The following is a 23428-nucleotide window of genomic DNA, read 5'->3' as shown; positions in this document are numbered from 1 at the left end:
CTGTTTGGGTGGCCGTTACCAACTTCTTGATTTTTCCAAAGCACCACCGCTACGCATTTCGGTGCCAAGCACATCATAAACCGTACCTCTCACCATTTGCTGTATCTGCTGCGCTTCCTTTTGAGTGATACCATTCGGTGCCTGAACTTGGAATGTAAAGTGCATATCCCCCATGCTGACACCGTTACCACCTTTACCCATTTGTCGATTGCTGATAACCCGCCCACTATCGCTTGGTATCATGTATTGATTACCATTCGATGCCTTGAATATCTCTGGCTTGCCACCTTCTCCAACCCGATACATTTTACCTGCACCGACCTGTCCTCCATTTTTACGAGCGCCAGCAAGCGCAATCATGGCGGGTATTGCTGCCGCCATTGCAGCCATTCCCCAAGTTGCAGCAGAACCCATTGTGGCAATACTGGTTGTTGCTGCGGCTGGAGCCATTGCAGTTGCGATTGCACCTCCAGTCGCCGTTGCGTCTGCAACCGCTTGAGCATTTGACGCTTTACGCATAGCATTTTCAGTAATCATATTCTTAACTTGCTGCATACCCATTTGAACCAGAGCACCAACGGCTTGGTCTACAATGGTTAATGCGACATTGCGGAAAGCATCGTTAAGGGATTGAGTGCCTGTTAATAGCCCTGTAATTACGTTAGCGGAACGTTGCCCTAATGCGTCCAACCCATCAGCTAAGAATTGATTAGCTTGACTCTGATTACGCCATATCTCCCATTGAGCATTCATGCGGTCTTGCTCATATTGAGTATTAGCGGCATTCATTAACGCCAAACCTTGCTGAGTGATAGCACCTTTTTCAGTCTCAAATTCGCGGATAAGCGCAAGTTTACGCTCGTGTTCGTTTTTGAGTTGCTGAACAGGGTCTACTTGTGCTTTTAAATTATCTTGGGGAGATACAGTGTTATTAGCCCGTATTTCGGCTATTTTTTGCTGATATTCTGCTTCAATTTCAGCTTTACGCCTTGCAGCCTGTTCAGTGAGAGACACATCATCTTTTGTTATCCGCTCTAAGTCTGCCAATTTCTTATCGTGAGACTCTTTAGCCTTAGCGACCAAATCAAGCTCAAGTGCGGCTTTCTTATCAGCTAAATTACGTTCAATATTGTATTTATCTTCTGCAAGTTTCTCAGCTAAATTAATCTGTTCGGGAGATGCTTTGTCACCCAACGCCTTAACCGCATCATACTTAGCCATTTCAAGAGAGCCTTCTTTGTAACCTTTGTTTAAAAGCTCAATTTCTTCTCTTTGGCGTTTTAATGCTTCGTATGCTGCATCTGTGGCTTTGGTTGATTCCTTGGTTGTTTTGTTGCGTTCGGTGGCGGCATCTTGAGCTTTTTGAGCTGCAATTGCAGCCTGATTTAATATTAGAACTTCTTTTTCTGATAAATTGTTATCTTCCGCATAGAATTGAACTTTCAGTAATCTCTTATCAACTTCACTTTTAGCATTAGCTAATTTCGCCTCACGCTCTAATGACTTTCTCATATCTAACGCTTTATCTGACAATTTTACTTCAAGCTGGGTGGCATTAAACTCACCTTTCGCTCCTGTTGCCTCCCTTATTTGTTGAGTAAGCCTACCTAATGCAAATTTTTCAATATCAAGAGTAGTTGCACTTTTAACACTCAAATCAATGGCTTCTTTTAGTTTCTTATCATATTCATCCTGAGCATCTGCGAGATATCTAGTGATATTTTCAGATTTTTTTCTATTTTCAGCTAAATCACCTTCTAGCTCTATCTTTTCTCTTAGGATATTTATTGTATTTCTTTCAATTAGCTCTGGATTATTACCAAGAGCATCTTGCTGCATCCTTAATCTAGCCTCTAGCCTAGCGAGTTGCTTTTCTTGCTCTTCCATTTCTGCATTTAGAACTTTTTGTTTATCAGATGCATCCTGAACATCACGCGCTATCTCTTGATATGAAAGCTCCTTTAACTTATCCGTTAACTGTTCTACATTATCAGCAAAATCATGAGCTTCTTGTTTGGCTTGCTCTGTCTTTTGGTAGAAATAATACATCGCAGCACCAGCAAGCATTAGCGCTCCCATTGGACCACCTAAAGGAGCAGTGGCAATATTGAGCGCTCTCATTGCGCCAGCCATAGTAACACTGGTTGCCGCAACTCTTGCTTGAGCCGTCGCTAACCTATTTGTTTCCAGAGTTTCCTGCCTAGTTAATGCTGCTATTCTTGCTAAATTTGCCGATAATTCATTTCTTATCCTCGAACGTTGTTGCTCTGTTTGAGTGGCTGAAAGCTGAGCCGATAATGATTGTTGAGTTGTTAAAGCAAATGATTTTTCCGCCTGAACTCTAGTTAAGGTCTCTTTTGCCGCAAGAACCTCTGCTTTAGCCGAGTTTCTTGTTGCTATAGTGCTTGTTATTGTATCTTTTGCTTTCTTTAATTGCGCAGCACCAGCAAGAGATAATGCACCAACAAACCTTGAACCAATTGTCATTGCAGTCAAAGCAAGAACATCCGTCATTACATCCAAATTTTTACTAACAGTAGTAACGGCATCACTAAATACACTAAGCCCCGCCTTTACTGTTGTGTTTTCACCGAGAAACTTAGTGACATTATTCCCAGCCTCTTGAAGTGCCTGTGACATCGTTCGAGTGGTTTTGGCGAACTCTTTGGCGATAGCATCACCTTGAGAAAGCAATCCTTTCACAACTACGTCAGTGGTTAACTTACCTTCTGCTGCCATTTTACGAAGCTGACCTATACTTACTCCTAGTGAATCAGCCAATGCAACCATTAAGCGACTACCCTGTTCTGCTACTGAGTTAAATTCTTCACCACGGAGAACACCAGAGGCGATACCCTGTGATAACTGAATGATGGCGTTTTCAGCCTCTGTCGCTGTGGCACCAGAGACAATAAATCCCTGATTAATAATTGTTGTTAATTTTGCTAAATCCTCCGCCGATGTATTGTATTCTCTCGTACCTCGCTCTAATCGTGCGTAGAGTGTTGCTGTGGCATCGAGACTAGATCGCGTTGTTTGTGAGATATCAAAGATTCGCTGAGTCACGTCAACGAGTGACTCGCTAGCACGAACTGAGTTAGATAGCTTATTGTTTAATTCAGTCCATGCCTCAGAATAACTAGCAACCATTGAAGCCGATAAATAACCAGTAAGAGCCGCAGCAACTTTGGATAGAGACTGTATTGACCGCTCTGTGTTATTTATCGACTGAGACGTTCGGTTGAAACTGCTATCCATACGATTAAGGCGTTGCTCTAACTGACGCTGAGATGTGAGTAATTGCTGAACATCCATTTGAACTTGATAAACGATTTCGCCTACATTTGCCATTTACCGGCTCCTTAAAATGAAAAACCCCGCCGATTGGCAGGGTTAGTTTGATTAATGACTGTATTAAGTTAATACTTAAAGCTTCGCACTTCTCGTAGCATCTCGTTAGCTTCACTGCATCTATCTTTTTGTTCTTCTGATATTTTTTCTCCAGACTCTCGCATCAAATCACAAACCATGCTAATTCTACCCTGTTCAAATGCATGCCCCATTGATGCGATAACAAAACCCTCGCACGATTCTTTATCTTTATGGTTAATACAAGCAGCCTTTGCAATGTCAGATATCTTTATATTTTCCGCAGCAATAGAACCAGCGCTAAATAAAATAGATAAGGAAGATAATACCCAGAGTGGTGTAACTAATATCTTTCTCACAATACCATCCTCTATGGTTAGTTTATTTTTAAACTACCTTCTTTTTAAGATTTCTTTTATTTTCTCGTGATTTGTTTCTTGAGTAGAATGTGTATCTAAGATATTGCTTTTTTCTATTAATGAGATCGATTTTCCTTCAATCGCATCAACAATTGATCCACAACCAAAGAAAACAGCCCCTATTAATGATGAGAAGCACCCGCCAAACACAAGCAGTGTTATATTTGGCATTTGTTCAGCTATCTTATAATTCGATGTGTTAACAAAAGACATTAGCCCTAAAAATATAGACACGATACCAATTATTAATAATATCCCGCCAACATGCTTTAAATTCACAACACCATCCTCGTTAGTTAATTTGTTATTAATTTAGCTGTTTGTGGTGCAAATGGGAGCAACAAAATTATCAATAAGCCAACGCAACTTATAAAATTAAAGAGATAAACACTAAAAATAAATATATAGCGTAATGCTACGACAATAATTCAAGTTCATACATAACAATGGTGTTAAATTTTTTAGCATGATATCCCGCCAGTTTTTCTATTGCTTTTTGATCTGTTATTTTTGTAGTATTTAATAATTTAAAACAACTACCTCTAGGCAAAAGTACCTCTGACTCACCTACGACTGATGGATTATCTTCAAGCAAAATAGCCCTTGCCCCAGCTTTACAATTAATTCTCAAATAACAAGGTAAGCCTATATTAGGTCTGCTTCCCGCAAAATGTTCAGATAAATTATTGTCACTAATTGATGTTGACATAAATGCTGGATAAACGCTTATACCTTCTTCTTTATCCAAGAAATTTTTAACTACATCCTCAAAACAAGCTCGATGCAAAATTTCATTACTTTCCAATTGATGTAAATTAAATAACTCATCAAGACCAATCAAGTAATCCTCATACTCCACAGGAACTACCCAATTGTGTAACAAAATCTCATTAATGTGGTATGCGAAAGACATGTTAAAAATGATGTCAGATGAATTTTTATAAGCTTTAAATGCTTTTTTTTGTTTTTCCGTTAAAAGATTGTAATCCACATTTTGCATTTTTACTCTCATTTCTCAGGTTAAGTTTTTATTAATTCTATTTATGATAGCTTGAAGGTAATACAAAAACAAAGCAAAAAGCCTCAATCAAGAGGCGTGGTGTGTGATCTCAAGCAAGCCGTCCTTGGCTTGGGTGTTTAAGCTACTTCAACACCATGGATAGCGTGTTGTAATGCTTTAACTCCATTGTCGTTATACCTGAATGCTTCAACCTGTTTTGAAGAATAAGCTGATTTATCTAAGAAATACTTCCCATATTCCTCTGTTTTTAATCCGTGCTTATTAGCCATTCGACCAATTTTATTGGCAGATACTTCAAGCATTTCGCCAACTTCACCAGCGGTATAATACTTTTGCTCAAGCGCTGGCAAAGGAACCGCTTCAAACCCAACAATCGGATTGACGATATTAGCCGCCGCACATTGCTTTGCTTCATCACTCAAGTTCGGCATTAAGTCGAACAAGTTAGTAATGGCATCAACCGACATTTTCAGCGTTCTTGCTTGGCGGTATTCAGGTAAGCCAGATTGGCTTTTGCCACTTTTTTGAGAAGCTACATGCATTGATTCCAGCTTATCAACCAGAACACGGCGAACAGCTTTTGATTCTCTAGCGGCTACACGAAGCGCTTGTTTGATATTCATTTCAATTATTTCAATTTGAGCGCCGTTTTTATGACCTACAAAAATTTTGTAGGTCTCGCCATCTAATTCGTCTTTTACTCTTTCAATCAATACGTTATTACGAATTTGATTTTCACCACATGACTTACGAGCCACGTTAATCATTGATAATAACTTCTGAGTATCAATAGTTTTGTTCGTGACAGTGTTAAAACTATTTGTTAAAGTGATCTCACTCATGAAACATTTCCTTTTTGGTTTTGTTTGGGATTAGCCAGCAGTTCGCACCTGTTGGCTTTTCTGTTTTTATATGCATATTCTTGGTAATTCACCTTCTTGTAATCTCCCGTTAATATCTCTCCTTAAATTCATCAGAAACGCATAACCATCTTGAAATCGATCAACCAACTTTCCAGCAAGTGGTGATTCAAGTTGTCTTAGCATTGGATATATTTCTGACTTCCATGCTGAATAAAAAACATCGTAATGATTAAATAGAGCATTAATGTTGTGAGCGTCTTTTTCCCTTTGGGTTATTGGACGCGTGCTAACAACAACTTCATTTTTCACTTTATTAAAATAGTGATCTTCCATTAACTCGAACACATCCCATGCCTTATCTGTATCTAACATTTTCGCGTGACGAGCCGCACCTCTTTCTGTCCACAGAATTAAACTTCTCGCTTTGGGTGAAATTTGTAGGTTACTTAAAGTAACTCGCAAATTTTTTAGAGCATTTCCAATGACTTTGAAGTAATGCTTACCCTCAATAAAGCGACCTGCATTACGGGAGTGGTTTACTTTTATGTTGTTACTTTTAGTATCATATAACTCAGCTAATAGTTCAGTCGTCACAACAGGTATTCCGTTATGCATAATTGCTGGGATGGATTTAACTGAATTGCTCATATCATTAATATTTGCTAAATTAGTCATGTCACTTATTCTCGCTCAAGAGTTTATTTGATAATGAAACCTCAATTGCTCGAACAGTTGGGGTTTCTTCTTTTTTACGGCATCTCAAGTTCGCCATTTTCCACCTTCTCTCTAAATACCTCTAAAATATATTCAAGCTGAACCTGAGTAGAGCGGCGTCTATTTTCCGCAACATGGTCAATCCACTTCCTCATTTCTGGCTTCATCCGAAATGGGTACGGCATAATTCTATTTTTCTTTTCCATTTTATCTCCTATGAAGTATTTCAATATCACATCTTCATGATGTAGTATTAGTTATATATCATGACTCCAATTTGTGTCAATATGAATTTTAAAGAGTTCACATATGAATATAGATGATAATTTTAAAAATCGCATACAGCTAGTTAGGCAATCTTTAGGGCTTACTCAAGGTGATCTTGCTGATAAGGTAGGAGTAGTCCGTAGGCAAATAGCAGCCTATGAAGCTGGTGACTCAAAGCCAAGAATTAATGTACTAAACAATCTTGCCGCAACATTAGGAGCTACCGCCGAATGGTTAGCTCAAGGTATTGGCGAATCCCCTGAGATTGGGCGCGTTAGATCCACTATTACCTTGCCGTTAATACCTGTAATTTCATTTGTTCAAGCAGGAACTTTGTTTAAAGAAAATAATGACGATTCAAAAAGTCTCATTGGGTATGACTATATTGCAGCACCTCAAAATGCATCTAGTGATTCATTTGCCATAGTAATTGAAGGTGAATCAATGCAATCTGATAATGGTATGAGTTTTACTACTGGCAGTCTTGTTATTTTTGATCCGCTAATAGAGGCGACTAATGGTGATTTTGTGCTATGTAGGCTACCTAACAGCGAATCAGCAATATTCAAGCAGTATATTGTAGATCAAGGTCATGAATATTTAGCATCACTTAACAATAAATATTCCACAATACCTCTTGAGAAAGGTAGATTTATAATAGGTGTTGCCATTGAATCAAGAATAGATTTTTCATTTACTAATGGATACGCAAACCATAAAAAACTATACGACACTAGTGATGGCTTACCAATAGAACAACTAAAAAATCAAAAAATTAGTGAGAATAAAAATATTTTCAAAAGACTAGATAAAATTGAGTCCATGCTTGAAAAATTACTAACTAAAAACAATTAACAATATGGTAAATAAGGATGTGAGATGTCGTTTAAAGAAGCAATTTTAAGGCTGTGTTGTGATATTGGTAAGGCTGTTCATCAAGATGCCATAAATGATATAACCAAGTGTCATATACTGAAAAATCCATCACGTGACAACCATGATGATGAATACATTTTACGAGTATTATCATTCACATCTTTTTATGTAGCAAAGCAGACTTACGGGTACAGTGAGACAAAAATCAGGTACGAGGTTCAGCTTGGTCATGAAGAGCCGTTAGATTATTTACCGATGAACTCTAGTGTTTACCCCATAAATGGGTCAGATGAATGGATGATATACATTGGCTGCAAATACGATGATTGGGAGCAGATTTTTTATGAAATATGCCATGAATCTGTACATTTACTGAATCCGGCAGAGCACGAAGATCTACCAAATGTTCAACGTCTTGATGAGGGTGTTGCGGTGAAGTTCGCTGAAAACATGTATAAAAAATACATAACACCATATACCACTAAACCACCAAAATTCACTCCTGTAAGATTGGCGCGTTTAAGTCAATATACTAAAAGCTTTAATATTACCAATAAGATATCTGATGAAAAGTTGAAAGAAGTACGTTCAATATTCGGTAGCTTTTGGTCTATTCCAGATAAAGAAAAGTTCATGTCAATCGTAGGCAATTACATAACTGACAAAGAAGCTGACTATCTACTATCAGATTTTGACTACAACCGACCTTAATCACCTCATCAAAATAAAACAAAGGGCACGGATGCCCTTGTTTATGAAATGAATGATAAACTATATAAAAACAAAATACCAAATACAGAAGCTGAGCCTAAAGCTATTATGAGTATAATAATCATTAACCATATTGTTTGATTATTAACGCTTTTTTGAATATGAGAAACTTCAAGATAAATACTTTCTATTCTATTTTTCTAGTTTGGTAAATCGCGCCTCTGTACAATCTTTCCCACCGTTACTTACCTCTGATTCTTTCTTAGGTGTCATGTACTTAATAAGTATAAAAAACAAATAAATGCAACAAGAAATAAAAACCATAACTCCAGAGGTCACTGGATTGGCTTTTACATAATCTTCAGCAATATTTAACCCTAATGTGGATAGGGTTACCATATCCGCAGCCATAACAAAAAGTAACACAGCGTCATTTTTGAATTTTTTTTCATATACTATTGATGCAATATTAGACACAACGAATGCAATTAACAGGAGTACAAACAAGTTAACACCATTCCTAAGCCCAGCCGCAGTGAACACCTTTTCCCCGAGAATGGCTATAGATATAGATAGCCACACAGCTATAACGATAGCACCTACCAACCAACAACATCCCCTCGGTTTTAAACCTTCTTTTTTTGACATACCAACCACGCAATAGTTAAATTTTCCTTATGCTATATCCTTATTAAAGTAAATCAAGGTAAATTCGTTTTCATTTATGTAATTGTGATATGATCGCAAATTTCAGGCAATAAAAAACCCACCGGAGCGGGTATTAGTGGATAGGTAAGAAATCTTCTTCCCATTTTAAAAATTTAATAATTTGATGTATGACATTCAAGCTGGTACTGATTAGCTTCATATTTCTAGGAGAATAATCAAACCCATGCTCCAATTCTTTTCCTCCATGAAATAAATTATTTCTTACGGCTTTTAAAGCAGTAACAATATTATTTAATTCATTTTTTGTATCATTAATGTCTACCCATCCTGCATTACCAAACACCTGCTTTTTAGGTTTTAAATCAAATAATTCTTTTCCTGCTGGAATATCTTTATATGTTATTATTTTTTTATTATCACTAATAAACTTACCCCAATCAGCTCTTGCGTTCTTGCCTTCAGTTTGTCTTGTCTGGTCTTTTATTTTTAATTTTAGACAATATTCTAATCTCGCATATGCATACATGAATTCAAACATCACAATCTTTTCTTTTTCTGGAATATGATCAGCAATCATATAAAAATCCTTAATAGATAATTTAACACACGCTCTGCACCTTACTGTATGAAAATCACACTAAAACCTAGCGACTACCCCTGCATCTCTTAAAATATTATTTGCTTCAGTATAAACTCTTATAATCAATGGAACCTGAATTTTCCTTCCCGACACAATATGATGCCAAGTCTCATGCGTACTAGATATTGATTGCGCTTTCCACCCAGCATCCTTCATTAGCCTTGCTACTTCTGAATAAAAATTACCTACAGTCATATATTTTTCTGCTATTTAGTAAATTACCTAATAGTAGACTGTACACTAAAGTGAGGCAATTTTCTTTATCCTTAACATGTGTTTAACTCGTTATTTTGACCTCTTATGCATTACCTCCAACGCCTTAACTTCCATAATCCGCAGAACACTAAACACGGTCGCTCTGTCTTTGATATCGAATAAGTCCATCACTTGGCTTAACGGCGTGTAATCCAGCCCAGTAATACCATTCATACCTACACGCCATTGTGTATTCATAGCTGAAAATACTTGATACGAATCCCAAACATCAGGCTATATTTCAACATCATCAATATCTGGCGGAAAGCCAAAAGCACGCTCGAACTCAACTGATTCTTTTGAACTCATTCCGCCATACATTGCCTCAGCGACCGTTAAGAGTTTTTTTCGCGATTATCTAGCAGTTCATTGTAATACGTGGAAGCAATAGCACGAGAGGCTGATGGGTAGTTATCTAACAGTAGATTTAAGTTTTCTTTGTTATACGACTCTTCAATCGCTCAATCTTCAATAATTTGCTCAAAGAAATCAGTAGTTGGCTTTTCTCGCATCTCATCAAGCTGGCTCATTGGTTGATGTTTAAAGGTGAATGTCACTACTTCTGGCGTTTCTTTTCCAGTAACTGGGATCTTAACATTAGCTTTAAAGGTTGGATTAGGAACAAGGGTAAATTTAGGCATTATCAGTCCTTAAAAAAGCCCCTATTTCGGGGCTGTTGTGAGTATTTATGGATTAAGCTGCATTAGTATAAATCTGCATTTCAGACTTAAGTGAGAATCGTGCAGGCACGTTTTCAACTTCGTTAATGGCGGTATTAGGTACTCGCTGGAATGAAATGGATGCCGTGCTAGACAGCGCTTCACTTAAGGGTGATAGTTACAGTAGAGTAATGACTCTATTAAAAGAATATAAATTAGCCTCTCTACTTGCAGGAGAAGTTGAAAGACTGAAACATCAACTGTCTTTACTTAGTAATAGCGTAACAACACCTGAATCTGACAAATTCATAGAAATTGAAACCCAAGCTAACATAATTAAAGAATCAGTAGATAAGATACTTAAACAAATACCTTTTAGGGTGTCTGGTATCTCCAAAAAGAAATAACCACAAGAGGCTATCATGGGATTTAAATTTAGAAAGAGAATTAAAATTGCTCCCGGTATTCACATTAATGTAGGAAAGACTGGAGTTAGCACTTCTATTGGGAAAAGAGGATCAACAATTAATATTGGTAAAAATGGAACAAAGGCTACATTTGGCTTACCAGGGACAGGATTATCCTACTCGACAAAACTATCAGGAAAGACGAATAGAAAACCCAAAACTAAGCTAGAAAGATTAATTAGCTTCTTTATTTATATTGTGCTTTTTTTAGTTATTTATAGTTTCTTAAAATAACAAAGGGCACGGATGCCCTTGTTATCCTCTCTTCCTACTAACCAATCTACGCTTACCACTGATCAGCTCATCATTGCGCTTATCATCTTGCTTCATGATGTTGTCATATTCTTCTTTAGTAAATCCTTTCTCATCAGGGTATTTAGCCCTGAGCATCATCTGAAATTCAGTCATGGTTAACTGTTCGGCTTCATCACGATTCATTCCAAAATGAGCACGGGCAGAACTGATGTAATCAATTGCCATGAACTTATCAGAGAATTCGCTTTTGCCTTCGTTACGTTGCAGTTTGCGGATCTTAGCTTTACCAATAATTCCATGAGTGAATAATTCTCTGGCAATGACGATAATGTCAGCGATTGGCATCTTGCCGTTTTTATAGACGATACCGCGCTTACCTGATTTCCATTCACCAATAATTTCAGAGCAATCATTATCACAGCACGCCTGCATTACTATCATTGCAGTTTGCAAAATATTGCGCCCGTATGTTGGCTTGCTAATCGCTTTTATTAACCAATCGGGGATAACACTGTAACTCATTACGGCGCGTGTAATTAACTCTTGCACCTCTGTGCCATTTAATTGACCGTATGCGTTCACAATCTGTTTAGGCTCACCAATTCTTGTCATATTGATGAACGATGGTCTAAATAAGTAATCCTTTTTATCAGTAGAGATAACCATCTCACCGATGTCTAAAATAGGCGTCATAACCCCTCCTGAATATTATCAAGGGCACTTGAAAGCACCCTTTGTAATATTAAGCAGCGGTAACAGTAACCACGCATTTGGCTGTTTTACTACCATCTTCGGATTTGACAGTAACGTTTGCGGTACCTTCGGCAATACCACGTACAGTAACCACATTCGCAAGTTGGGTAACTGTTGCAAAGTTTGTCTTATCGCTCACAGCGGTGTAGTTTTTGTTAGTTGCATCGGTTGGTGTAAATTTGACAGTAAATGTCTTAGTTTCACCCACTTTTACAGACAGAGTAGCTGGTTCGACTGCGACACTTTCAACAACGATTTCTTCTTGTAGCCATTCAACCGTTTCTGCATCAGCAACTTTCAGTTCACCTGAGTAAGTGGAGATTTCTTTTGTTGGAAATTCCATTGACCATGATGTGAAGGTCATGTATCCCTGAATAACATCACTACCGTCGCCTTTCATGTCGAGCTGAACCCAATATGAAGGCTGACGACCAGCCTTAATTTCATCAAGAATCTCTTTAGCGATGTCGAAAGCAGAAGTTGAACCTGCAACACCTGCTTTTTTGAGCTCACCATCGAAACTGATAGTTACGTCAGCGCCAGTGACGATAGATTCTGCTAAGCCTTTTGTATCATCGGCATTGGACGTGACAGTTTCCATACCGAAGTCTGTCGATTTACTTGTTAATGCACCTAGTCGCAAAAATTGAATCTGAGATGGTGATTGATTTGAACAGCCTTTTGCAATGCGCAGAATACCTGCGTTACCCATCACTAGGCCTTTATCTTCAGGGCATTGTGCCATGTTATAACCTCTTTATTTGCAAATAAAAAAGGCCGCATAAGCGACCTGTTGAGATGTGTTTAATTTAAGATGTACAGCGGAAAGAAAGTGGGATGATAAACCTGCCTTCTGTTGTTTGAATTGGATTAACAAAACCAGATGTATTGATAATGAAACCAATGTCATGGCTTCTAGAGTGACACCTTACATACTCCAGTATTTCGTTAGCTCGCTGAACAATAAACTCAATCCACGCCTTACCAGATATGAGTGAGATGGTAAAAAAATCATCACCACTTAGATCATCTATACGTCCAGTTCCATTTTGTTGCTGAAATACGATGTATGAGTCCGAATCATTACCTTCTTTTTCATTCCAAATATAATCCTGCTTAATGAGACCATCTGATAAACCTGATTCAGAAAAATAGTTTTTCAGTCGCTCAAAGGTCGTCATATCTTAAACTCCTCAGCAACAGCCTTATCAATCATTTGTTTCGTTTCCTCAAATCCTTTCAGGAGGAATTCTTTCTTAGCGGTAGGTCTACGGAAACTTTGATTAACATTAGGATCATGAACGAAAACAGCATACGAAGCAGAATAACCAACGCGACTAGTAAATAGTGTGCCTTTTACTTTTACATCTCTAAATTGTGAGTTAATGAGCGTTTTAGTGTCAATGGGTGTGTATATAGCAGCTTGCCTACCACCAATATCTAGCGCTCTATGCATGGCTCGAGCTATCTTTTTTGATGCTATACTTCCAACCAGAGAGTTTAAGTTAGATATCGCATTACCTATTCCTTTTACTTTTGCTCCCATAGTTATACCGCCGTCGTTAATGTGTAATCATCTAGACCACCATTAATATCTCGGTCTCTATCGATAGACTTAATCCTACTAGCACCATGCAAAAATGGATCTCTATCTTCATGTTTGCCAATGGCGATATAGTCTTCTTGAGTTGCTTCGCTATACTCAGTCCAAATAACATTCTTAATGATTATTTCAGTGCCAATGGTTTTTCTACCATCTTTAAAACTACTTCCGTAATCACATCGGATATGAATTGGCTCTGAAAATATGGGTTTACCGTAACCATCTTTACCTGTAATTTTCCAAATGGTTGCCCACCCCTTGCAAAATCGTCGCAGGATTTTCCCCATATCACCCCCGAACCACATCAAACTGAACAATGCCAACAGGTCGTTCAATAGGTAAGCTATCGGTACATCCAGAGGGGTCCAGAGAAGACAGCGTTTTTAACAATGTTTTTCTACCATCAGCAAAATACTGATATGAAACAGAAGCGCCAGAAGGTGCGTGCTCTGAGGATATTTTTCTAACATCAGCAGATGATAATATGAGGATAACCGAATACAGCTTAATTAAAGTAACAACTGCATCTGAATATCCTGCGTTATCAAGGCAAGTATCAATAGTATCCACAATAGATATGGCAGAGCTTATAACAAGGCTTGTTGCCTCAAACCCCATCACCTCTAATTGCTCATTAACTTGCTCAACCGTAATCACAATAGACATGATCACTCCTCATGGATAAATAAGGGGCTACTGCCCCCTCGCATTACCCTCCAACACTAGTATTCTTGCCAAATGAAACCATAACGCCAGCGGTATCTTTAATATCAGTAGCAATCTGCTTCCAATTAGCTACCGTTTCAATCTGTGCGTTAGTGGGTGATTTGATACTATCTTTACTCCACTGATAACCACGCAGACCAATAGTAAAGTCATACTCACCTTGCATTAGTGCCTTAATATTTTCTTGACCTAACACATCCTGAGCCTTCATGATCAATGGCGATGTTTGAATCGCTGCGGCGCCAGTAACCAAACCTAACGAATGCTGTTTGTCTGCATCTGACAAAGCGGGAATATCAGAGATAACAAAACGACGACCAAGGTTATCTTGTTTAATGGCGACGTTACCAATTTGGAACAGGTTATTCGCGTTGGTTAGTGTCTCATCCATAAAGTCGTTGAACGTTGCACCATCCATTAACCAAGCGACAATGCGTGAATAAGCATCGCCGAATGGACGTGTGGCCTTATTCAAACCTCTTAATGATGGCGTTTCTCCGCCAACAGTAACTGCCGTTGTATTACCAGAAATAGCTGCTTTCAATGCTGCACCAGCAGTATTAAGGTAATCTTGCAACATGGCTTCTGCTGATTGAGCAGCAACTACCGCGGCCGCTTCTGACACATCTTTACCTAGTCGCTTCATCATCGTTGGGGTAACAGATACAGGACCAATACGACCATCAACCTTAATCATACGGTCAAGGATTTGACCCAATTCTTGCGGCGTTAGATTGCCTGAGCCATAAGCGTTACGTCGCTGAGCCAGCCCGCCAAGTAACTGCCATGATGTTTGCTCAATGTAGTCACCGATATGATCACCATCACCGATAACTAAAGCGCCGCCAGATGCTTCGTTAAACTGACGGACAGCTTGAGCAACTAATTCTGTTGCTGCTAGCGATACTTGTTTTTGAAAAATATGTAAAGACATATAAATTAATCCTCTGGGATATTAGCAATGATTTCACGTGCGCTATCAACTAATGGATTTGCGCTTTTGGGTTTATCACTGCCTCCGGCTGGTGATTTCCCTTTGCCGCCTTCCCCTCCGGTTCCGGTGGCTTTGCTACCGATAATTACCGGAGCAAATAACTGGTTATTACGAAATTCTTTTTCTAAATCATCAATAGTGAATGCTGAAGGATGCCCATTAGCGTCAACTACTCGCGTTTTACCGTCCTCTACTGATAATCGAGATTTAATGTGCGGGATAATTAACGGTGCAGCATCACCAGCAAGCTTTGTAGCCAACGTTTGTGCGACGTTATCAACCAATAGTGTGTGTAGGCTCGCGTCTTTTTCCTGTAGCTGTGCTAATAGCTCACTTTCACGCGCCTTTAACTTTTCAGCCCAACTTTTTTCTAGTGATTCAATATCACCATTTTTACGAGCCTGCTCTTCAGCCGCTTTCTTCGCTGCATCTTCGGCTTGTCGGCGCTTTTCTTGCTCTGCTTTTTTCTCAGAAAGTAATTCATCAACCTTCTTTTGAAGCCCTGACACATCTGGAATTTCTGGCATACCTTCGATTTGAAGTTGGTAATTTCCACCGACTTCTTTATACAAAACCTTTTTATCATCAGTTAATGCATCAAATTCTTCTTTTGTTAATAGGTATTTAAACATCGTAAAACCTCTGGTTTAGATGGTGCAGTCTCTAACTGCGAATAATAAAAAACCCACCGAAGTGGGTCATTTGAGGTCGATACCTGCTTTATTAAAAGCTTCAGGTATGATCCGTTGAAGTTCCTTAAGCGTTATTGGCTTAAAGTATTTATCGAGCTGTAACTTTGCGAATTTATCAGGTGGTAATCCACCATCACGAAACAACTGTGCCCTAGTCTTACCTAATACAATGTCCTGCCTGTTCGCTGGTTGGCGATAAAGCCACTCGTAATAAGACTCTTCACCCCATTCAGAATTACCGACATAATCTGTTGTAATTAAGTTTATGTATTTCTCATCTAAAACTGGAAGTAATCGACTACGGCAATTAGGATGAAGAGGAGGTTTGGGGCCTTCTCCTAATGGATAGCGATTACCGGATAATGATCTACATACTGATGATGTTTTATTGTCCAGTATTGCGCTGAACTCTTCATACTTAATCAGATCAGGATTCTCTTTGTAAAAATCCATTGCCCCTATACTGTGCGCATGCTGTAAAGAGGTTCTGGATATCATCTGAAAGCCCCTAGCAATCCTACCGACTACCGACGATGCGATGATTAGAGGTTCAACTGACGTCCCGTTAATCGTTGATTGCAGATCAGACACATCACCACCAGATGATAGTGATATCAGTGCCTGATTTTCTACCTGTTGAATGGATGTATCAGCCCAAGATTCAATAAACTTTTCTAGGAATAACGAACCACTCCATCCCGTCAGGTTCATGGGAATGTTTTGTACATCTTTACGCACTTTCTCATAATTGGCAGGTTTAATACCTTCTAGAAGTGAGTTAAAACCTCGATATTCGGCATCTGCCATAACAATGGCAACACTGATGGCTTCATCAAGCAATTTTCCAGAATGACTAGAGAGAACTGGCTTTAGTGATTTTTTTAATGCAAGCGCGATTGATTTTGCTTTACTTATAGAGGAAATATCACCTGAGAAGGTAGACAGCGCAGATGCCACAGTGGCACGAATATCCAACACTAAATCACGAGTATCTGCTGTTGATGACTTCAACCTTTCCAGCATGACCTGTATCATTAATGCGTTGTCAAGGATGATGCTCGGTTGCATAGTCACACTCCCAACATATTTGCCCCTCTCGTTAATTCCAGTTCATCAACAACATCCTCAGCCCTCTCGTCTTGAGAAATGATATTGATACTTTGCAAGTACTTAACAAAATCAATCAATCGCATAGATCCTGATTGCAACGCAACCAATAACGCTGTAATCGTTGGTGAATCTAGCTTAGCTATATCATAAACTTTATTCAGTTGTATTGACGCTTCGCCACCACCCGCAAACTGGATACAAAAATCAAGTGCTCGGTTAAATGCTTGCTCAACATTACCCGCACACAATGACAGCACTGAATTATCTGTTTGTGCCTCATCCTGTGCCTGTGTAGCAGTTCTTGCTGACGTTCCTCGTTCAACTAACTTAGCGCCTAGCATTGCCATTTGCTTCTCTCTACGTTCAGCTAGAGTGATTTGAATATTTCTATCTTCGGGCTGTGCAAACTTCATGTCACCACCTTGTGGTAGCAATACCCCTTTACGGGAGCCAACAGTAAATCCATCAGACATATGTTTCTCAACCCAGTCATCTGTAAGACCTGTTAATGCAACCATTGGTTGACCGACAGTATGTGCCGATTCTGCTATATCAGCCTCAGCCTGATAATGTTTGATATTCACGTATGCTATATCAGCAAGAGGTGGAGAATCAGGAGTGTGATCATTATTCATTGAGCCAATCCATGACCATGGCAACTCATTTAATGGACTGCCAATCGCATCACTCAATACAACCCAATCTGTAACCTTTATGTCTCCATCTTCATACCAACGACGAGAATGAGCGACATCATTAATAAGCCTTAATTCAATCCAGTTATTCTGCATTTGCAGTTCAAAATCATCTGTATCTACTGGCTCTTGATATTTGAGGACAACGAGGGATGTTTTCCCATTCGTTACACGCCAGTTGATGATTTCTTTTGCTGTGAACAATCGAACATAAGGGCGTCCCTTATTAGCTTCTGACTGAATCCCTGCTCCGCTAAAATCACTTAATAGACCAGCTCGACCACGCTGTAAGTTTTGCGATAACGCATCCCTTATCATTTGGGTTAGTGGCTGGCCTTGACCGTCTATGTCAGTTTCTAAATACTCGACACCACCGCTAACACTAATCTTTACTGGCTTACTGAAAGCAATACCAAGTAAACCACTAAGTGTCCTACCCGTGGCATTCAGAAAGGATGCTCTAGCTAAATAGCGCTTATAACGCTCATTACCCTTATCATCTTCATCTTTGTTATCTGCCGGATGAGGGAGGTATTTCTCTTTCTTACTTTTAACAACTCGTTCGCCATCAACACAATCGCCAATCATGTCCCATTCAGGCAAAAACTCATTGTAAGCTGGATGCTTATAATCAACGTTTGTATTCATGTTAGTTCCAGTTAAATTCTATTTTCTTAGTCAACCGTTTAGTATTTCTTCGACTCACTGCAAAATACCTAAATCCGTCAGCATCATGAGATGTGTAATCATGAAGTGGCTTATCTTTCCAGCACCCTCGCTTGTCATCCCACTCTTTGCGGTACGCTTCAAGGTGAGCAATACCTTCACTACATTTGTGCTCATCGAACACGCAAAGTGGCAGGATTTCACGCACAGCCTCGATACCCTCATCAATGGAAAGTTTCGGCACTACGTCAAATCGGATTGAGTAAATTTGTCCGTCGATTTCGTACCCTTCACGCGCTAATTCACGCCGAGATTTCGCATCAGAACCAAACTCACGGTTATCGATATCATGAGGGCCATTGTGACTTGCATATGTGTAGCCTTTGTCTTTCAGCACTTTCATGTAGTGTCGCAGGCCTTCACCACTATTTGAGTAATGGTCTATGACATGAAACTCTTCGCCTACTTCACGGATAAACCAGATTGATGTTGAGTCCCCCACACCGATATCCCAGTACGTATGAACCGGTAGATGCGAGTTATCAGGAAGTGTGCCAATGCGTTTATTTTCGTACAGGAAGCGGAATTGCTTGGCATAGTAAGCGCCTTCAACAGATTGCTGAAATGCTTCAGACGGTATTGACGGATATTCCCGCTTCATATCGTCGCCGAGTGTTTTCTCTTTGGCGTAATACCATGCTTTCTGACGCTCGTTTAATTGAACGCCATGTTTACTTGATATTTCATCGAAGTAGTCAACTAATCGTTGCGGTAATTGTTCCACAAGATCAATGGAGTATTCAGGATTCTTCCACCATGAGAAGAAAAAGAATTTCCAGTCTAGGTTAGAGAGAGCCTTGCTCTGAATTTGCGCTTTCTCAGCAGACTGACAATAATCGAAGAAATAACCTGCTCGACCTTCTGCTATACTTTCAATTGTCGTGAAACAATCGCTTGATACCGCCTCAAATGCACCAGTGACAATCTCACGAGCTTTCTCTGGATACTTAGCGCATATCTTGCCGAACTCAGAAACGTGCAAATATCGGAGTGTGCCGCCACGAAATGATGTGCTGATATAAAGTGACCCGCCTTTGCTAAACACCAATTCACCAGACGCATCATTACTCGCGGGATTTGCAGCCTTAATTTCATCAGGTAGTTTTTCGTAAGCGTATTTTATCTTTTCCCTGAATAGTCGCTTAGCATCGTTTAGCGTGTGGGCTATCAATGCACATTTAGCCGCCTCAAATAGCGCTGCATCCAATTGGATAATGCAGACCTCAGTCGTGAAGCCAAGCTGACGTGCTTTAAGGATAATGTTTCGCGTGTGCATTCCTTCGAAGTATTCAAGCTGCTCAGGCGTCATTTTAAATCGAACTGGTTTACCTTCTTTATTGGTTATCCAGTAGAGATGGTTCAATCGCCAGAGCTTATCTCTTAATAATGCAAGATGTTCTGGCTTCATGATTATTCCTTAGATAGGTCGTCCATTAAATCTGATAGTTGGCTAGCCGTCTTATTCGGCTGAACGTCATCAAGGCCATATGCCTGACGCTCAAGTCCAATTAAGTTCTTAAGTGTTTCACTAAGTGCTTTTGCTGATTTAACACGCTCAGGCAGGGAGATAATTGAGTGATAAATTTCATTGAGTTTGTCGCGACCGTTATCGCCAGGATTAAACATCAGGTCGCCCAACTTACTCAAGGCAGGCACATCTGCGCACTCTGTACTCAGCTCATCAAACAAGACGTTAGCCAGTTCTCGCGCTCGCCGTATATCGCCCCTGTGTTCCATACGAACATTAGCAATAACCTCAGCCGTAGCCTCAATAAGTACGCGCTCAGATAATGTTGTTTCTGTGCGTACCTGCTTGCGTACTTCTTCTTTGCGTACCAAATCATCAGCACGAGATTTTATCTTTGCGTTAAGATCTCTCGACCAATCATCTTTCTTAGCTCTCTTGCGTATAGCCCCTTCAGATATGCCATGCTGTGAAGCTATTTCTCGGAGTGACATCACGCCAGCTCGGTAAACCGACTCGATGGCCTCCCAATCTGGTCTTTTAGCCATATTCATATCCTCAATAACAAATTAAAAAACTCACCGTAGTGAGCTTTGTGATTTGCAATAAAAAACCCGCCGGAGCGGGCTATTGTTAGATAGCAACTCCTCGTCGCCTTAACTCATCAATGATTGCATCAATAGCATCATGGATTACGTCAGTATTGTAGTAAATTGACAAGCCTGATTGATAAATGGTTTCCAGTAACTTGAAGTTATGCTTAAGATTGTTGATCAGCTGATCGGTTGTTTTAGACATTAGAATTCTCCGGTGTCTTTTATAGAGCTTAATTGCTCACCTTTATTTATCCTCACAGGCCTGAAGAATGCCCAAAACACGCTATTTTTGGTCTAATTTATTTAGTTTTCTATTTTTGCGCTACCGATTATCCTATTGGTCACATGAGGCTCTTTAGTGGTCATTATGCCTTTGTATGTTGAGCCATCTTTCTTAGTTGCTATTACGTGATATTTTTCAGTCATAGTTAGCTCTTCTTGTGATAGTCTTGTCGTAAGACGATATTGCATTGACATAGAGGGATCATGAGACAGTATCTTTTTGCTTTACTTATACCGTTCACTGTGTGCGCTAATGCAACAGATGAAACCCTGATATTTGAAATGGAGTGCTCTTGGATTAATTACTCCCAAGACGGCACCACCAAAAAAAGTGAGGATAGCCAGATATTTTCTGTTTATAAATCAAATGCAACACAAATCCTCAAGATAGCGCCAGCTAAAAAGAGTAGTCATATGCCATCTCCGACCTATGCTATGAAGGTAAAAGGAGCATACTCATCTCAATTCGGAGTACCTTATTACAAAGAATTCTATTGGATGAGCCACGATACAAGGCTTACATTACTTCGTGGAAATGACACAAAAGTAATAATTGAATCCATATCATCCCCAGGGATGCCTGTGATGGAAGCCACCTGCACCAAGCCTATATATACAGACGACAAAAAGTAACCATTCGCAACCATCATCACGTGTCACTACGTTACTTTGGTCACTTCTAGTCTATTCCTAGCAGTCAAGATAGGGATCGACCTCCTTAATGGATAAACGATTTATCTAACCTTGTCGGGGTTATTCTTTTGGAATGCTTTTATCCAATTCTTCACGGAATTTAACTGGATTCTCTGAACCTTCTACTGCCATGATATTTCTCCATTAAAAAGCCCCGCTATTGCGAGGCGATTGTTTTCTAAAAACTTACGTTGATTATTAACAGATTGGCTTACTGAATATTGGTAATCTATTGTTTTCACACATACTAGTGAAAGCCCTGTGGGAGCCCAAACTCACAGGGTTATTTTTATCTTGCGTTTTTATTTAGGTAAGAAATAAGTTAATCAGAATTATCAATCTGGTATATATACTTACTTAAGCTATACTAACTAAAATCAACCTCGCTATACTCTTACTGATTGGTGTTTAGTTAGTTTGCCCATGCACCCATGCTGGGCTTTTTTTAGTTCACACACTCCACTCTAATGTAATCCTGCAACCCTTTAATCATCTGTTCTGACTCTGCAATTCGTTCTCGGAGTAACCAATAATTTCGGATAGCGGTGTCAGTAGGTCGGGCGGTGGTTGCATAAGCCAAGCGGGTGGCGGGAGTGGTTTTGTTTTTTGGGCACTCGGCTTTGATATACACCCGCTCAGGATGATGCTCACTAATATCACGCAAGCGACTAATTTCATTCTTGGCATTCGCTAACTCCTGTATATATTGAATATCCAACTGATTTAATCGCATTATGCGTGCTTGATAATCAGTATTAATAGACCTCTGTTCTTCGAGAGCAATCGTTAGTTCTTTGTTTGTTTCTACTAATAGATTAATTCTGTTAGCTTGCCAGTTAATCACCCAATAACTACCCACAATGATGCCTACCATCGCAATGACGGCATAGAGTTTCCCGTATTTCATGATTAGTACCGATGATGTGAGAGAGCTATCTGACAGCGCTTTTCTAAACTAACTTGGTCTTTAGTACATGAGTTATCAATCAAGAGATAAATGCCACCAGCGACTGTAATGAGTAATGCAAGGATAAAGCTGATAATGATGATTAAAGGTTTCCATGACATAGTGCTGACTCCGCTTCTCGACGACTGACAAGCCCTCGCCAAACCTTTCCACCCGCATATACCCAACGTTTTATTTCTTCACAGGCACCCGCTCTATCATCCGCATTTAATTTCTTGAGTAATGTTGAGCGAGCAAATGCTGTCATTCCTACATTAAAAGCAAAGGAATATAAAGCGGCTTTGGTGTAGTCATCGAGTGGTACTTTGATTAATGCATCGACTTTCTGTTGTGTCTTAATAAAATCGTTTTGTAATAACGCATCACATTCTTGTTGTGTATATGTCTTACCTTGAATAATGTCTTTGCCTGTATGCCCATAACAAACCGTCAAAACGCCTGCCACATCACGATAAGGTTCATAACGCACACCTTCAAAATGGGCTATCACTACTAATGCGATTGCTGTGGCTCCTGCTGTTGTTAGCGCCGCTATTTTCTGTTTGAGAGACATTAAATATCCTTTGGTGCTTTCACCATTAATTCAGCAAGTCTTTTTAACGTTTCGGTCGGGTTTTGTGGGTCAACATGACGAACAAGCTCTTCAAATAATTGAGTACGTTTTCGCTGTTCTCTTCGAGTCATAAAATAAGTGGCTAAACCTAGAACCATGCTGAACGCCATCCCGATAACAAATCCCCATTCATATAAAGAGAGACTGGCAAAAAAGGCCGTTAGGCCTGCTGTTCCATAGGTTACATTGGTTAATTTATCCATACACATATACACCCCTACGGAGTGCCCATTAATGATTAATATAAAGAGAAATTATTAAGAGATTTTCGAGATGATTTATAAAAATATAGTAATTCTTATTTATTACTGTACATATTTATAAATTT

General features: G+C 39.4%; 33 protein-coding genes and 1 pseudogene. 5 read left to right on the top strand and 29 right to left on the bottom strand.

What is annotated here, in order from left to right; all coding sequences use genetic code 11:
• Positions 1 to 15: 15 nt before the first annotated feature.
• From F1325_RS06600 to F1325_RS06570, 7 genes are all read right to left on the bottom strand, one after another.
• Positions 16 to 3351, bottom strand: coding sequence for a tape measure protein (locus F1325_RS06600; RefSeq protein ID WP_160230144.1), 3336 nt, complete (start codon positions 3349 to 3351; stop codon positions 16 to 18).
• 68 nt (positions 3352 to 3419) lie between these two features.
• The gene (locus F1325_RS06595; RefSeq protein ID WP_098943630.1) at positions 3420 to 3728 is read right to left on the bottom strand and encodes a hypothetical protein; all 309 of its coding nucleotides are present in this window, start codon (positions 3726 to 3728) and stop codon (positions 3420 to 3422) included.
• A gap of 33 nt (positions 3729 to 3761) precedes the next feature.
• The gene (locus F1325_RS06590; protein ID WP_098943632.1) at positions 3762 to 4067 is read right to left on the bottom strand and encodes a hypothetical protein; all 306 of its coding nucleotides are present in this window, start codon (positions 4065 to 4067) and stop codon (positions 3762 to 3764) included.
• 136 nt (positions 4068 to 4203) lie between these two features.
• Positions 4204 to 4788 (bottom strand): ADP-ribosyltransferase, encoded by a 585-nt coding sequence (locus tag F1325_RS06585; protein ID WP_160230143.1) that lies wholly within the window; start codon positions 4786 to 4788, stop codon positions 4204 to 4206.
• Positions 4789 to 4925: 137 nt separating this feature from the next.
• The gene (locus tag F1325_RS06580; RefSeq protein WP_098943636.1) at positions 4926 to 5651 is read right to left on the bottom strand and encodes a hypothetical protein; all 726 of its coding nucleotides are present in this window, start codon (positions 5649 to 5651) and stop codon (positions 4926 to 4928) included.
• Between the two features lie 66 nt (positions 5652 to 5717).
• Complete coding sequence (locus tag F1325_RS19285; RefSeq protein WP_432277993.1) at positions 5718 to 6347, bottom strand: ORF6N domain-containing protein; 630 nt, start codon at positions 6345 to 6347, stop codon at positions 5718 to 5720.
• 74 nt (positions 6348 to 6421) lie between these two features.
• Positions 6422 to 6592 (bottom strand): hypothetical protein, encoded by a 171-nt coding sequence (locus F1325_RS06570; protein WP_160230142.1) that lies wholly within the window; start codon positions 6590 to 6592, stop codon positions 6422 to 6424.
• Positions 6593 to 6695: 103 nt separating this feature from the next.
• Here F1325_RS06570 and F1325_RS06565 point away from each other — a divergent pair, with 103 nt between their 5' ends.
• Both F1325_RS06565 and F1325_RS06560 read left to right on the top strand, forming a co-directional pair.
• Positions 6696 to 7508, top strand: coding sequence for a LexA family protein (locus F1325_RS06565; protein WP_098943638.1), 813 nt, complete (start codon positions 6696 to 6698; stop codon positions 7506 to 7508).
• Positions 7509 to 7532: 24 nt separating this feature from the next.
• Entirely contained in the window at positions 7533 to 8240 is a 708-nt protein-coding gene (locus tag F1325_RS06560; RefSeq protein ID WP_098943640.1) for a hypothetical protein, read from the top strand.
• Between the two features lie 192 nt (positions 8241 to 8432).
• Here the strand turns inward: F1325_RS06560 and F1325_RS06555 are convergent, their stop codons facing one another.
• The 4 genes and pseudogenes from F1325_RS06555 to F1325_RS06540 form a co-directional block, all read right to left on the bottom strand.
• Complete coding sequence (locus F1325_RS06555; RefSeq protein WP_160230141.1) at positions 8433 to 8888, bottom strand: hypothetical protein; 456 nt, start codon at positions 8886 to 8888, stop codon at positions 8433 to 8435.
• A 133-nt stretch (positions 8889 to 9021) separates the two neighbouring features.
• On the bottom strand, positions 9022 to 9486 hold the full coding sequence (locus tag F1325_RS06550; protein WP_098943644.1) for a hypothetical protein: 465 nt from the start codon (positions 9484 to 9486) through the stop codon (positions 9022 to 9024).
• A gap of 348 nt (positions 9487 to 9834) precedes the next feature.
• Positions 9835 to 10002, bottom strand: coding sequence for a DUF1799 domain-containing protein (locus tag F1325_RS19280; protein ID WP_226892317.1), 168 nt, complete (start codon positions 10000 to 10002; stop codon positions 9835 to 9837).
• Positions 10003 to 10139: 137 nt separating this feature from the next.
• Positions 10140 to 10445: pseudogene (locus tag F1325_RS06540) on the bottom strand (phage tail assembly chaperone).
• Between the two features lie 125 nt (positions 10446 to 10570).
• On the opposite strand from F1325_RS06540, the gene F1325_RS06530 reads away from it, so the two are divergent.
• Positions 10571 to 10870 (top strand): hypothetical protein, encoded by a 300-nt coding sequence (locus F1325_RS06530; protein WP_098943648.1) that lies wholly within the window; start codon positions 10571 to 10573, stop codon positions 10868 to 10870.
• 15 nt (positions 10871 to 10885) lie between these two features.
• Positions 10886 to 11164, top strand: coding sequence for a DUF4236 domain-containing protein (locus tag F1325_RS06525; RefSeq protein WP_098943649.1), 279 nt, complete (start codon positions 10886 to 10888; stop codon positions 11162 to 11164).
• A 21-nt stretch (positions 11165 to 11185) separates the two neighbouring features.
• Here F1325_RS06525 and F1325_RS06520 read toward each other — a convergent pair whose 3' ends face one another.
• The 14 genes from F1325_RS06520 to F1325_RS06460 all read right to left on the bottom strand — a co-directional run bounded on the left by F1325_RS06520 (position 11186) and on the right by F1325_RS06460 (position 21016).
• On the bottom strand, positions 11186 to 11878 hold the full coding sequence (locus F1325_RS06520) for a DUF6246 family protein (protein ID WP_160230140.1): 693 nt from the start codon (positions 11876 to 11878) through the stop codon (positions 11186 to 11188).
• 49 nt (positions 11879 to 11927) lie between these two features.
• Positions 11928 to 12683: an Ig-like domain-containing protein gene (locus F1325_RS06515; RefSeq protein WP_160230139.1), complete on the bottom strand. Its 756-nt coding sequence runs from the start codon at positions 12681 to 12683 to the stop codon at positions 11928 to 11930.
• A 64-nt stretch (positions 12684 to 12747) separates the two neighbouring features.
• Complete coding sequence (locus tag F1325_RS06510; RefSeq protein ID WP_098943652.1) at positions 12748 to 13119, bottom strand: phage tail termination protein; 372 nt, start codon at positions 13117 to 13119, stop codon at positions 12748 to 12750.
• Entirely contained in the window at positions 13116 to 13484 is a 369-nt protein-coding gene (locus F1325_RS06505) for an HK97 gp10 family phage protein (protein ID WP_160230138.1), read from the bottom strand. The genes F1325_RS06510 and F1325_RS06505 overlap by 4 nt, the downstream gene beginning before the upstream one ends.
• A gap of 2 nt (positions 13485 to 13486) precedes the next feature.
• Positions 13487 to 13828, bottom strand: coding sequence for a hypothetical protein (locus F1325_RS06500; protein ID WP_052038475.1), 342 nt, complete (start codon positions 13826 to 13828; stop codon positions 13487 to 13489).
• Position 13829: 1 nt separating this feature from the next.
• Positions 13830 to 14207, bottom strand: coding sequence for a DUF7370 family protein (locus F1325_RS06495; RefSeq protein WP_098943655.1), 378 nt, complete (start codon positions 14205 to 14207; stop codon positions 13830 to 13832).
• A 43-nt stretch (positions 14208 to 14250) separates the two neighbouring features.
• Positions 14251 to 15201, bottom strand: a complete 951-nt coding sequence (locus F1325_RS06490; RefSeq protein ID WP_109850502.1) for a major capsid protein — start codon at positions 15199 to 15201, stop codon at positions 14251 to 14253.
• A 5-nt stretch (positions 15202 to 15206) separates the two neighbouring features.
• Complete coding sequence (locus tag F1325_RS06485; protein WP_089503223.1) at positions 15207 to 15893, bottom strand: hypothetical protein; 687 nt, start codon at positions 15891 to 15893, stop codon at positions 15207 to 15209.
• A gap of 66 nt (positions 15894 to 15959) precedes the next feature.
• A complete protein-coding gene (locus tag F1325_RS06480; protein ID WP_109850503.1) occupies positions 15960 to 17021 on the bottom strand; it encodes a phage minor head protein in 1062 nt (353 codons plus the stop codon).
• Between the two features lie 2 nt (positions 17022 to 17023).
• Complete coding sequence (locus tag F1325_RS06475; protein ID WP_160230137.1) at positions 17024 to 18406, bottom strand: DUF4055 domain-containing protein; 1383 nt, start codon at positions 18404 to 18406, stop codon at positions 17024 to 17026.
• A 1-nt stretch (position 18407) separates the two neighbouring features.
• Positions 18408 to 19892, bottom strand: coding sequence for a terminase (locus tag F1325_RS06470; protein WP_160230136.1), 1485 nt, complete (start codon positions 19890 to 19892; stop codon positions 18408 to 18410).
• Between the two features lie 2 nt (positions 19893 to 19894).
• Positions 19895 to 20497, bottom strand: coding sequence for a hypothetical protein (locus F1325_RS06465; RefSeq protein WP_208797908.1), 603 nt, complete (start codon positions 20495 to 20497; stop codon positions 19895 to 19897).
• An 85-nt stretch (positions 20498 to 20582) separates the two neighbouring features.
• Positions 20583 to 20747: a hypothetical protein gene (locus tag F1325_RS19135; protein WP_164530411.1), complete on the bottom strand. Its 165-nt coding sequence runs from the start codon at positions 20745 to 20747 to the stop codon at positions 20583 to 20585.
• Positions 20748 to 20848: 101 nt separating this feature from the next.
• Positions 20849 to 21016 (bottom strand): hypothetical protein, encoded by a 168-nt coding sequence (locus tag F1325_RS06460; protein ID WP_160230134.1) that lies wholly within the window; start codon positions 21014 to 21016, stop codon positions 20849 to 20851.
• A 15-nt stretch (positions 21017 to 21031) separates the two neighbouring features.
• Here F1325_RS06460 and F1325_RS06455 point away from each other — a divergent pair, with 15 nt between their 5' ends.
• Complete coding sequence (locus F1325_RS06455) at positions 21032 to 21460, top strand: hypothetical protein (protein ID WP_036976683.1); 429 nt, start codon at positions 21032 to 21034, stop codon at positions 21458 to 21460.
• Between the two features lie 505 nt (positions 21461 to 21965).
• On the opposite strand, the gene F1325_RS06450 is transcribed toward F1325_RS06455, so the two are convergent.
• The 4 genes from F1325_RS06450 to F1325_RS06440 are packed head-to-tail and all read right to left on the bottom strand — an operon-like array spanning position 21966 to position 23309.
• Positions 21966 to 22427 carry a lysis protein gene (locus tag F1325_RS06450; RefSeq protein WP_109850507.1) on the bottom strand — a complete coding sequence of 154 codons (462 nt, stop codon included), beginning with the start codon at positions 22425 to 22427 and terminating at the stop codon, positions 21966 to 21968.
• 2 nt (positions 22428 to 22429) lie between these two features.
• The gene (locus tag F1325_RS19130; protein WP_004244729.1) at positions 22430 to 22588 is read right to left on the bottom strand and encodes a hypothetical protein; all 159 of its coding nucleotides are present in this window, start codon (positions 22586 to 22588) and stop codon (positions 22430 to 22432) included.
• A complete protein-coding gene (locus tag F1325_RS06445) occupies positions 22570 to 23040 on the bottom strand; it encodes a lysozyme (protein ID WP_109850508.1) in 471 nt (156 codons plus the stop codon). Before F1325_RS06445 ends, F1325_RS19130 begins: the two co-directional genes overlap by 19 nt.
• Positions 23040 to 23309, bottom strand: coding sequence for a hypothetical protein (locus F1325_RS06440; RefSeq protein ID WP_098943665.1), 270 nt, complete (start codon positions 23307 to 23309; stop codon positions 23040 to 23042). The genes F1325_RS06445 and F1325_RS06440 overlap by 1 nt, the downstream gene beginning before the upstream one ends.
• Positions 23310 to 23428: the final 119 nt, after the last annotated feature.

This window comes from Proteus columbae (genome assembly GCF_009914335.1).
In the GTDB taxonomy this organism is placed as follows: Bacteria; Pseudomonadota; Gammaproteobacteria; order Enterobacterales; family Enterobacteriaceae; genus Proteus.
Note: the sequence above shows the minus strand (reverse complement) of the source record. Positions and strands in the feature narration are given on the sequence as shown.

What these genes read in the sequence shown, in the direction of transcription:
- F1325_RS06600 (WP_160230144.1), bottom strand. Translation starts at nt 3,351, where the DNA reads ATGGCAAATGTAGGCGAAATCGTTTATCAAGTTCAAATGGATGTTCAG.
- F1325_RS06585 (WP_160230143.1), bottom strand. Translation starts at nt 4,788, where the DNA reads ATGCAAAATGTGGATTACAATCTTTTAACGGAAAAACAAAAAAAAGCA.
- F1325_RS06580 (WP_098943636.1), bottom strand. Translation starts at nt 5,651, where the DNA reads ATGAGTGAGATCACTTTAACAAATAGTTTTAACACTGTCACGAACAAA.
- F1325_RS19285 (WP_432277993.1), bottom strand. Translation starts at nt 6,347, where the DNA reads ATGACTAATTTAGCAAATATTAATGATATGAGCAATTCAGTTAAATCC.
- F1325_RS06570 (WP_160230142.1), bottom strand. Translation starts at nt 6,592, where the DNA reads ATGGAAAAGAAAAATAGAATTATGCCGTACCCATTTCGGATGAAGCCA.
- F1325_RS06565 (WP_098943638.1), top strand. Translation starts at nt 6,696, where the DNA reads ATGAATATAGATGATAATTTTAAAAATCGCATACAGCTAGTTAGGCAA.
- F1325_RS06560 (WP_098943640.1), top strand. Translation starts at nt 7,533, where the DNA reads ATGTCGTTTAAAGAAGCAATTTTAAGGCTGTGTTGTGATATTGGTAAG.
- F1325_RS06555 (WP_160230141.1), bottom strand. Translation starts at nt 8,888, where the DNA reads ATGTCAAAAAAAGAAGGTTTAAAACCGAGGGGATGTTGTTGGTTGGTA.
- F1325_RS06550 (WP_098943644.1), bottom strand. Translation starts at nt 9,486, where the DNA reads ATGATTGCTGATCATATTCCAGAAAAAGAAAAGATTGTGATGTTTGAA.
- F1325_RS19280 (WP_226892317.1), bottom strand. Translation starts at nt 10,002, where the DNA reads ATGAATACACAATGGCGTGTAGGTATGAATGGTATTACTGGGCTGGAT.
- F1325_RS06530 (WP_098943648.1), top strand. Translation starts at nt 10,571, where the DNA reads ATGGCGGTATTAGGTACTCGCTGGAATGAAATGGATGCCGTGCTAGAC.
- F1325_RS06525 (WP_098943649.1), top strand. Translation starts at nt 10,886, where the DNA reads ATGGGATTTAAATTTAGAAAGAGAATTAAAATTGCTCCCGGTATTCAC.
- F1325_RS06520 (WP_160230140.1), bottom strand. Translation starts at nt 11,878, where the DNA reads ATGACGCCTATTTTAGACATCGGTGAGATGGTTATCTCTACTGATAAA.
- F1325_RS06515 (WP_160230139.1), bottom strand. Translation starts at nt 12,683, where the DNA reads ATGGCACAATGCCCTGAAGATAAAGGCCTAGTGATGGGTAACGCAGGT.
- F1325_RS06510 (WP_098943652.1), bottom strand. Translation starts at nt 13,119, where the DNA reads ATGACGACCTTTGAGCGACTGAAAAACTATTTTTCTGAATCAGGTTTA.
- F1325_RS06505 (WP_160230138.1), bottom strand. Translation starts at nt 13,484, where the DNA reads ATGGGAGCAAAAGTAAAAGGAATAGGTAATGCGATATCTAACTTAAAC.
- F1325_RS06500 (WP_052038475.1), bottom strand. Translation starts at nt 13,828, where the DNA reads ATGGGGAAAATCCTGCGACGATTTTGCAAGGGGTGGGCAACCATTTGG.
- F1325_RS06495 (WP_098943655.1), bottom strand. Translation starts at nt 14,207, where the DNA reads ATGTCTATTGTGATTACGGTTGAGCAAGTTAATGAGCAATTAGAGGTG.
- F1325_RS06490 (WP_109850502.1), bottom strand. Translation starts at nt 15,201, where the DNA reads ATGTCTTTACATATTTTTCAAAAACAAGTATCGCTAGCAGCAACAGAA.
- F1325_RS06485 (WP_089503223.1), bottom strand. Translation starts at nt 15,893, where the DNA reads ATGTTTAAATACCTATTAACAAAAGAAGAATTTGATGCATTAACTGAT.
- F1325_RS06480 (WP_109850503.1), bottom strand. Translation starts at nt 17,021, where the DNA reads ATGCAACCGAGCATCATCCTTGACAACGCATTAATGATACAGGTCATG.
- F1325_RS06475 (WP_160230137.1), bottom strand. Translation starts at nt 18,406, where the DNA reads ATGAATACAAACGTTGATTATAAGCATCCAGCTTACAATGAGTTTTTG.
- F1325_RS06470 (WP_160230136.1), bottom strand. Translation starts at nt 19,892, where the DNA reads ATGAAGCCAGAACATCTTGCATTATTAAGAGATAAGCTCTGGCGATTG.
- F1325_RS06465 (WP_208797908.1), bottom strand. Translation starts at nt 20,497, where the DNA reads ATGGCTAAAAGACCAGATTGGGAGGCCATCGAGTCGGTTTACCGAGCT.
- F1325_RS19135 (WP_164530411.1), bottom strand. Translation starts at nt 20,747, where the DNA reads ATGTCTAAAACAACCGATCAGCTGATCAACAATCTTAAGCATAACTTC.
- F1325_RS06460 (WP_160230134.1), bottom strand. Translation starts at nt 21,016, where the DNA reads ATGCAATATCGTCTTACGACAAGACTATCACAAGAAGAGCTAACTATG.
- F1325_RS06455 (WP_036976683.1), top strand. Translation starts at nt 21,032, where the DNA reads ATGAGACAGTATCTTTTTGCTTTACTTATACCGTTCACTGTGTGCGCT.
- F1325_RS06450 (WP_109850507.1), bottom strand. Translation starts at nt 22,427, where the DNA reads ATGAAATACGGGAAACTCTATGCCGTCATTGCGATGGTAGGCATCATT.
- F1325_RS19130 (WP_004244729.1), bottom strand. Translation starts at nt 22,588, where the DNA reads ATGTCATGGAAACCTTTAATCATCATTATCAGCTTTATCCTTGCATTA.
- F1325_RS06445 (WP_109850508.1), bottom strand. Translation starts at nt 23,040, where the DNA reads ATGTCTCTCAAACAGAAAATAGCGGCGCTAACAACAGCAGGAGCCACA.
- F1325_RS06440 (WP_098943665.1), bottom strand. Translation starts at nt 23,309, where the DNA reads ATGTGTATGGATAAATTAACCAATGTAACCTATGGAACAGCAGGCCTA.